The 8,206-nt window shown below is 50.2% G+C and carries 6 protein-coding genes; 5 read left to right on the top strand and 1 reads right to left on the bottom strand.

Translation table 11 applies throughout. From position 1 onward, the window contains the following. Positions 1 to 276 precede the first annotated feature (276 nt). A complete protein-coding gene (locus OXG75_08520) occupies positions 277 to 2,973 on the top strand; it encodes a hypothetical protein (protein MCY3626012.1) in 2,697 nt (898 codons plus the stop codon). 195 nt (positions 2,974 to 3,168) lie between these two features. Here the strand turns inward: OXG75_08520 and mqnC are convergent, their stop codons facing one another. Further along, positions 3,169 to 4,248 (bottom strand): dehypoxanthine futalosine cyclase, encoded by a 1,080-nt coding sequence (gene mqnC / locus OXG75_08515; GenBank protein MCY3626011.1) that lies wholly within the window; start codon positions 4,246 to 4,248, stop codon positions 3,169 to 3,171. A gap of 259 nt (positions 4,249 to 4,507) precedes the next feature. Between mqnC and OXG75_08510 the strand changes: the two genes are divergently transcribed. Genes OXG75_08510 through OXG75_08495 form a run of 4 tightly spaced genes read left to right on the top strand, consistent with a single transcriptional unit; the run spans position 4,508 to position 8,201 of the window. Continuing rightward, complete coding sequence (locus OXG75_08510) at positions 4,508 to 5,350, top strand: Swt1 family HEPN domain-containing protein (protein ID MCY3626010.1); 843 nt, start codon at positions 4,508 to 4,510, stop codon at positions 5,348 to 5,350. Between the two features lie 23 nt (positions 5,351 to 5,373). Then, positions 5,374 to 7,164: a tetratricopeptide repeat protein gene (locus OXG75_08505; protein ID MCY3626009.1), complete on the top strand. Its 1,791-nt coding sequence runs from the start codon at positions 5,374 to 5,376 to the stop codon at positions 7,162 to 7,164. After that, entirely contained in the window at positions 7,154 to 7,906 is a 753-nt protein-coding gene (locus tag OXG75_08500) for a hypothetical protein (GenBank protein ID MCY3626008.1), read from the top strand. The genes OXG75_08505 and OXG75_08500 overlap by 11 nt, the downstream gene beginning before the upstream one ends. A 1-nt stretch (position 7,907) precedes the next feature. Beyond that, positions 7,908 to 8,201 carry an HPr family phosphocarrier protein gene (locus OXG75_08495; protein MCY3626007.1) on the top strand — a complete coding sequence of 98 codons (294 nt, stop codon included), beginning with the start codon at positions 7,908 to 7,910 and terminating at the stop codon, positions 8,199 to 8,201. Positions 8,202 to 8,206: the final 5 nt, after the last annotated feature.

Below are 8,206 nucleotides of genomic sequence, written 5' to 3'. Positions count from 1 at the left end.
ACGTACGGATCTGTGCGGGGGGTGCGAGGAAACTCGCATTCCTACCGCAACCCGCAACAGGGTTTTTCAGGTGAATCGGGAAGTCGTGAGGTGAAAAACGAGACAGCCACATAAAACTGCCTTCTATCTTTCTGGAATTACCCCAAATCCACTTCAAAGAGTGAAAAAGCCGTGTGCAATCCCTGCAAACTCTTGACTCCCCCCCCCATATATATGCTCTTGCCGTAGAGCCTATTGACTCAATAATTTTGCAAGAGGCTCGAGGAGAATAAAAATATGAGAATTCCATTTCCCTTCTGGTTGATTGCCCCGGCAGTTTGGATAGTGATTTTCATCACATTGGCCGTCCTAGGCAGCGATGCACTGGCTGCGGATGAATGCGGCGCCGCCACTTCTCAGAGTACTGTGGTGTGCAGTTCCCAGAATTACGACCAGGCAACGGAGGGCAATATCTTCTATCAGTTGCCAATATCAAAAGACACGAAGACCAACTACGAGTTTCGACTGGAAAGCGGTCTTAATGTCGTCGGCACGCGTTCTTGGAACGCCAATGTACTTCCACAAGGGTCGGGAATACCGGGAGCAACAGAGGAGGAAGACGACCACAGTCGGCGTGGGACCAAGCCGTATTCGCATGGAGGATCAAAAACACCTTTTGCTTACTATGCAGCATTCTCTGTTGACAGTGGTTTTGATTACGACAGTGATTCTGGTCACCATGGTGATATCACCGTCCGGTCCGCTGCCGATCTAACCGCCAAGCACCCAGAAGACCCTAGGGCCCTCACTATCCCTGCTACTACCAGAGCTCGTGGCATCAGCGTATACCAGACTGGTGAATCAGGGGATATAAACGTGTATAAGACAGGAGGCAACATCGTGAGCGTGGGACCAGGCGTCTGGGCTGAAATCGACAGCAGACAAGGCGGTAAGAACGAAGGCAGTTTTCAGGATGGAGAGTATGATGGCGACATACTGATCGACATTTCAGGCGATGGTTCCATATCGACGACGGCGGAGGACGGTGAGGCCATACATGCGGTTAACAGAGGTAGCGGTGACGTCAGAATCAAGGCTAGGGCGAATTCCTTGGATATTATGGATCCCAACATTAAAACGACGGGCATTGATTCCAGCGGCATACTCGCCGAGGTGGGCTGGAGAGAGGCTACCGATCCGGCTCCGTTGGCTTCGCCAGTAAACATGGATATTCACCTCAGCAACTTCCACATTCTGACGGAGGGTGGTGGTCGTCCAGCTAGATCCTGGGAAGGTTCGAGAGGTTTAAAGCTATACCACTTTACTGAAGGCGATATGACAGTCTCTGCCTCAGGCAGCAAGATCGAAACTAGAGGGCATCGCGGCAACGGCATCTACGCGATATATTTCCGTCACTCATCGAAACAGGGCGGGATGATTGATATTGATCTTTCAGATACCTCGATCGAAACCGGAAATTTATTTTCCAACGGAGTATTCGCCTATCACGACTCCATGGGCAACATCGATATCGATGTTGCAGGTGGTACCATCACGACGGAGGAAGTTGATTCAAGCGGCATTATGGGCGCGCATCAAGGAGAGGGGGATATCCACATAGGAATTCGCCAAGGCGCTACCATCACAACTAAGAGTGAGGGAGCAGACGGCATCTACGCGGCTCATAAAGGTCAGGGCGGGATCAACATTAGCGCTCAGGGCGGCAGCACTATCGAAACGGAGGGAGGTATTGCCTACGGCATACGTGCCATTCACGAAGGCGTCGGCGCAGAAGTCATCTTGGTAAAAGAGGATGAAGCGTTAAGCCCAGCCTCACACGGCCCTTGGAATGTCTACAAAAGTCATTATATAGTTCCAGAACCTCAAGAAGACACAACAAACATTGATATCGACATTAACGCTCAGGGCAGCACTATCACAACGAAAGGCTATGGTGCCCACGGCATACATGCCCATCACAATGATGGTGGTGAAATTAAGATCACGGCAGGAACCATTGACGTGAGCGGTCCGGGCTCTCAGGGAATCCGGGTGGCCGATAATGCGTCACGAGATTCTAATGACCCCGAGCCCAAAGATCAGGATGAAGACGGCTACGCCGATCAGACTGTGAATGTGACTGGCTCCATAAAGAGTACTGACACGGGCGTTTTTCTCGCAGGTGGTGGTAGGGTGGTCATCGGGAGCGGAGGGAGGATCAGCAAAGTCACAGACTCGAGAATTGGCATTCTTGCCAGTGGTACTGGTGGTGGGCGAATGCCATCCAACCTCCGGGTGGACATGAATCTCAACGGATGCACCGTGGAGGAGGTTATTGGGGACAACTGGATCATTAACGATTATGGCGAGACGACCATCGCAGTCAACGGCGTTTTGTTGTACGACGGCAGCAGAAGTGGCGACGAAAACCAAAAAGCCATACCGGGTGTCACGGTCCGCAGCGGGGTGTGGAATGTGAGTATGAAACCCGAAGGTGCAAACTGGAACTTGCAAAGAAAAGACCCCCCTAAACCTGATAGCCTTGATGAACAACCTGATAGTCAGTTCCACGAAAAGGGGCTGAATGTCTCCGGGCGAGATTTCTCGAAAGCTGATTTCATCGTGAAGCATCATCAGAGCGATGAGCCTCCCTCTCCTGGCTATGCTCCCTCTCCTGGCTGTGTTACCTCTACTACTACTGGTCCTGGTTCCGGCGGTGGTTCTGGTCCTGGTTCCGGCGGTGGTTCTGGTCCTCCTAGTCCCCCTACGGACATGGATGATGATAATGATGATATGATGGGCCCTGATGATGATATGAGTGATGAAGGCACTCAGCAGCCGGTTACGGCTTCGGACTCAGATGGCGGATGCAATCTGTCTCCGCATGGAGATTCAACTCTGGGCAAGTTAGCGTCAAATCTTGCTGCTATTGGTTTAGTGTTTATGTTCGGCCTTCTGTTGCTGTCACGCGGTAGCAGGAAAGCAAGCAATTAGAACGCATGGGGGTGTCTCTCGGATTGTTGCGAAACGGATGCGATGCGGGTTTTTCAAATGTCTGGCAGCCGAGCACTTAACCGCACTTGAGGCTTCGGCCCTGTTCTGAGTGCGATGGTCTGAGATAGCTGAGTGATGTAAAGATCAAAGAAAAAAAAGGGAGGGCTTCTTTCTGAAGCAGGCTGGGTATCCGTTCTAGAATCTTTCCAGAATTTCGTAATAAGTGTTTCTCTGCGCGGGATTGAACCCGGCACTTTTTATCATGTGAACCAGTTCATCCACAGTTGAGCGTATCTTATTCTCGGCACACCCCAGAACGTTCTCGTCGTAAAGAGTTCCGCCGAGGTCGCTTGCGCCGTAGTGAAGGGACATCGAACCCATCTTTTTCCCTTGGGTGAACCACGAGCCCTGAACATGCTTGAAGTTATCAAGGAATATCCTGCATACAGACAGAACTCTCAGGTATCTCTCCCCGCCAACCTCATCCTTCATTCTTTTTTCAAGCAAAGTGTTTTTCGGCTTGAACGTCCAGGGGATAAACGCCAAGAAATTCCCGGTTTCGTCTTGGAGTTCCCTTATTCTCAGCAGGTGCTCGATTATGTCCTCGTCCCGCTCAAGGTGGCCGAACATCATGGTCGCGGTCGTCTTGAAGCCCACGAGATGGGCTTCCCTTGTGATTTTCATCCAGGTATCGGCATCTATCTTGAGGGGGCTTATCGCTCTTCTTGTCCTGTTCGTCAGCACCTCGGCCCCGCCTCCCGGTATTGTTCTCAGTCCCGCGTCCCAGAGGCTTTGCAGCACGTGCTTTGTGTCGAGGTTCTCATACTTGGCAATGGCGGCTATCTCTGGGGCGGAGAAGGCGTGGAGATGAAGCTCCGCTATTTCCCTTGTGGCCCTTTTTACTATCTCGATATAGTAGTCAAGCTTGAGTTTCGGGTTGTGGCCGCCCTGAAGAAGGACCGTAGTGGCGCCGTTGTGGTAGGAGGCGCGCATTATTTCGATTACCTTGTCGACGCTCAGTGTGTAGGCGTCGTATGCGCCCGGCGGCCTCCAGAATGCGCAGAAAAGGCACTCGGTGTCGCAGACATTCGTGTAGTTGGGGTTTGTGTCCGCGACGAAGGTAACTATGTTCTCTGGATTGAACCTCTTCCTCACGATATCGGCCAGGGAACCGAGCTGGAGCAGGTCAGCCTTTTCGAGAAGTAGGGTGGCTTCATCGATCGATATTCTGCTGCCTTCAAAAACCTTGGCGTAAATATTTTCAAGCGAGCACATAGAGAAAATTAATAAAGCTAATAGCGTGAACAAAGTCAATTCCGCAAGAGGTGTTACTGAAGTCATCTTCAAAACGGGTAGTGTTTACTCCGCTGTGTATTTTAAATCCATTTTTGTTATTCTGTTTGAGAGGGTTCTGCCCAGTGGTATCTGGCGGTCCTCCCTTCCGAGACTGGTACACGCCCGGGTTTCGGAACCGAGGATTGGTATTTGTTCCAGGTGAAGAGCTAAATAGTATCTGTAAGTTAGGAGATGTTAGATGAGAGAGAATTACGATATTCTCAATGTTGAGGAGATAGACTTTGACATTGACAATCCTAGGATAAAAATGGCCTTGGAAAAGTACGGTGGCCAATTGAATGCAAAGCGTATTTACTTTGCCTTGCGAACCGCAACAGATGGAGAGAGAAAAACCTCGGCTTTTTCGAGTCTTATGGATTCAATCCGTACTAACAAAGGGATAACGCAACCGATTACAGTTGTATTGAAAGGAGATAAAAAAATTTGCATTGACGGGAATTCGCGTCTTGCCATATACAAGGATTTTCTCGAGCAAGGAACTCTTGGAGATTGGTCCCAGATTAAAGCATTGGCACATATCAACAAAAAGTTTCACGACTTCAAGCCTGCGGGGCTCCAAAAGTACCTAGAGTCCCGTGATGAAAAGGGTACGGAAGAAGCGACCACCAATGTGAAAACGATACAGCGAAAACTCTTTGACTATGTCATCGGGGAGTTGAAGAAACATTACGGTACGGAAAATAAGGTGTGGTGGACGGAGGGTGTTCCTCTCACGATCCGCCAGGAATGCGCGGTCAGGTGGGAAGCCGAAAATCGTGAGGGTGAGCAAGAATCTCAGCTTTACCTGATCAACTATATCAATATCTGTCACAATAATTGGGGCTTATTCAAAGACGTTATTTCGCTGGACGTCCGTAATAAGGACAACAAGAAGGCAAACACGAAATGGATAAAGGATCTCAACGAAATACGCAAAATCACAGCGCATCCTGAGCGCGGTGTTCTGACCACGGAACAAGTCGCCTTCGTGAACGAGCTTTCTAACAAGGTGAACGAGCATTTTCCTGAGGATATTTCGTAAACTCATGAGGAGAGTTTTATGGCTTGGGTTTCGGAACCGAGGATTGGTATTTTTTCCAGGTGCGTGGCTTGAAGAAACTTCCTGAAAAAAAGTTCTTTCTTCTGTCCTCTCTCTTTCTTTGTCTTTCCTGCAGCGGCGTGGGACTCTTTGCTGACCCCGACCGGGGTCTTGAGAGCGTAGATCAGGAGGATGCGTATTATCATTTTGCGCTCTCGGCTCTTCATCTGGAACAGGGGGATCTTCCGCGCGCCCTGAAGAGCCTTGAGGAGGCGGAACGGATTGACCCCCGGTCTTCTGAAATAAAATACCGTCTCGCCCTAATTTACACGGTTCTTAATATGCGCGAGAAGGCCGTTGCCAAGTTCACGCAGTCCATCGTTCTTGATCCCTCAAATTCGCCGGCTTACAGGGACCTTGCCCGCATCTACCTTGCATATCCGGACGAAGCCATGAAGGAAAGGGGCAAGAAATTCCTTCTCAAGGCCGTCGAGACCGATCCCGGGGACAAGGAAACCTATCTGCTTCTCTGCGCGACTGAACTGTATTCCGGAAATCTTGAGAAGGCGCAGAAGTACGCCGAAAAGAGCCTTTCAATAAGTCCTAAGGATGTTACGGGTCACTTCTACCTTGGAAGCATCGCTTCCAGAAGAAACGATCTGGACACTGCGGTAAAGCACTACAAAAGGGCTCTTGAAATTCAACGGACATACTACCCCGCTTTCGCCGGGCTCGTTGAAACCCTTGAGAAAGCCAAAAGAATCGAAGAGGCGATAGAGCAGTACGAGTCGGCGATCAGGAAATTCGCTCCTTATCGCGACGTCTTTATTTCCTACGGGAACATGCTTTACCGACACCGCAGGTTCGAAGAGGCCATAAAGCAGTACCACAACGCGGAGGCCGCGGACCCGGAGAATCCCGAGATCAGCTTCAGAATCGGTCTTCTGTATCTTGAAAGCGGCAGTTACGAGGAAGCTATCGGAGAACTAAAACAGGTTTTCGAACGTCTGCCTGCACATTTTGGGGCAAAATACTACTCTGCCGTCGCTCACACCAAGCTCGGGCAGTATTCCCAGTCAAGGATGCTTCTCGATTCCATACCCCAAAGCTCCGATTTCCACGTAGACGCAGTCGTCCATGGAGCGTACATAGATGAACTTGAGGGCTCAGAACAGAAAGCGATCAATATACTGAAAGAGCTTCATGAGAAGAACCCGTACAATCCCAAGGCCGTGAATTCTCTGGGTGAAATCTACGGAAGGCAGGGGAGACAGGAGGATTCGATCTCTTTGTACGGCAGGTATCTTGAGAAGCACCCCGATGACGAATCCGTTCTGTATTCGCTTGGCGTTTCGTATTACTACAGCGATCGCATACCGGAAGCGCTTTCGGTAATGGAGGACATAATCAGCAGGAATCCGCGGAGTTTCGATGCGATGAATTTCATCGGGTACACGTATGCCGAGCGGGGAGAAAAACTTGATTACGCCGAGGAACTCATTGGCAAGGCTCTTGAGCTTGCTCCCGGGCGGGCTTACATAATCGACAGCCTGGGGTGGGTTTACTATCAGAAGGGCGATTTCACCAGAGCCCTCGAGTATCTGCTTCGCGCCTCGGAAATCCCTCCTCCCGATGCGGCCATTTTGGAGCACGTGGGCGATGTGTATGAGAAGCTCGGCAAAAGAGAACTCGCGGTGGAGAATTACGCAAAAGCCCTTGAACTCTTGGATTCCAAGAAACTGGTTACGGTTGAAGACAGGAAAATCCGCGCGAGGCTTCAAGAAAAGCTAAAGGAATTCAGGCGCGATGAGGCATAGCTGGGTTTTTATTCCGTTTGTTTTTCTCTTTTTTTCCTGCGCCGGCAAACTCCCGCCCTTTACCGCCGAACACCCGGATCTTTCCGCCATATTGGCAAAGGCGAAACGCACTCAGATGGGTTTCACTTCCATAAAAGCTAGGGCTAGGGTGTCAATAAAGTCCCTACAGGGGAAAATTGTTTTCGATCAGGTAGCCACCGTCGTCCGCCCGGAGTTTCTGAGAGTTTCGGTTTTCGCTCCTTTCGGCGAGATGCTCGCGAGGGTGGTTTCCGATGGAGAAAGCGTGAGAATGAAGACCAACTGGGAAGAGTTGATCTTTGAGAATCCGGAGGATTTCAGACTTTCCTACCTTTATCCGGGACTCCCGCCCCAGCTCGGAGTTGAGGACATAGTAAACTTTCTGCTGGGGGGATCCCCATTTACCATTCCCCAGAAAAGTTACTCTGTGCGGACTGGGGAGAATGAGGGGGAGATAGTTTTCGTGTTTTCGGGAAGCACGCCTCTTCAGGTTACGGTCGATTCCCCGAGAAACTTCATAACCAGAGTAGAGGGTACGCTTTCTGACGGAGAGAAGGCTAAGATTGAGTTCTCGTTGCTCAAACGGATTGACTCGGACACCTATTTCCCGAGAAACCTGCTTTTTGAGACCGCCGATTACAGTCTCAACGTGAATTATGACGAGAATTTACGGGTAAACTCAAAGACGGATATTTCTTTTTTCCGGTCCGCAGAGGAACCCTGATTTGTCGCAGAAACCGCTTGTAAGAAACTTCGTAATAAGGAACCGTTTGGGTCTTCACGCCAGAGCGGCCGCGGTTCTGGTCGCCCTGACCAGCAGATTCAGTTCCAGTATAATGATAAGGAAAGACAGTTTCGAGATAGACGGAAAAAGCATACTGGGTGTTTTGTCCCTTGCGGCCATTTATGGCACTGAAGTTGCCGTTAGAATAGAGGGGGAAGACTCGGAGCTTGCGATGGAGGAAGTCTCCCATCTGATTGAAAGCGGCTTCGGAGAAGGAATCGATCCGGAAAACTGAGTTTG

The organism is Candidatus Dadabacteria bacterium (genome assembly GCA_026705445.1).
GTDB lineage: Bacteria > Desulfobacterota_D > UBA1144 > Nemesobacterales > Nemesobacteraceae > Nemesobacter.
Note: the sequence above shows the minus strand (reverse complement) of the source record. Positions and strands in the feature narration are given on the sequence as shown.

Bases quoted from the DNA above. Each gene is read 5' to 3' on its own strand.
- OXG75_08520 (MCY3626012.1), top strand. From the start codon at position 277: ATGAGAATTCCATTTCCCTTCTGGTTGATTGCCCCGGCAGTTTGGATA.
- mqnC (MCY3626011.1), bottom strand. From the start codon at position 4,248: ATGTGCTCGCTTGAAAATATTTACGCCAAGGTTTTTGAAGGCAGCAGA.
- OXG75_08510 (MCY3626010.1), top strand. From the start codon at position 4,508: ATGAGAGAGAATTACGATATTCTCAATGTTGAGGAGATAGACTTTGAC.
- OXG75_08500 (MCY3626008.1), top strand. From the start codon at position 7,154: ATGAGGCATAGCTGGGTTTTTATTCCGTTTGTTTTTCTCTTTTTTTCC.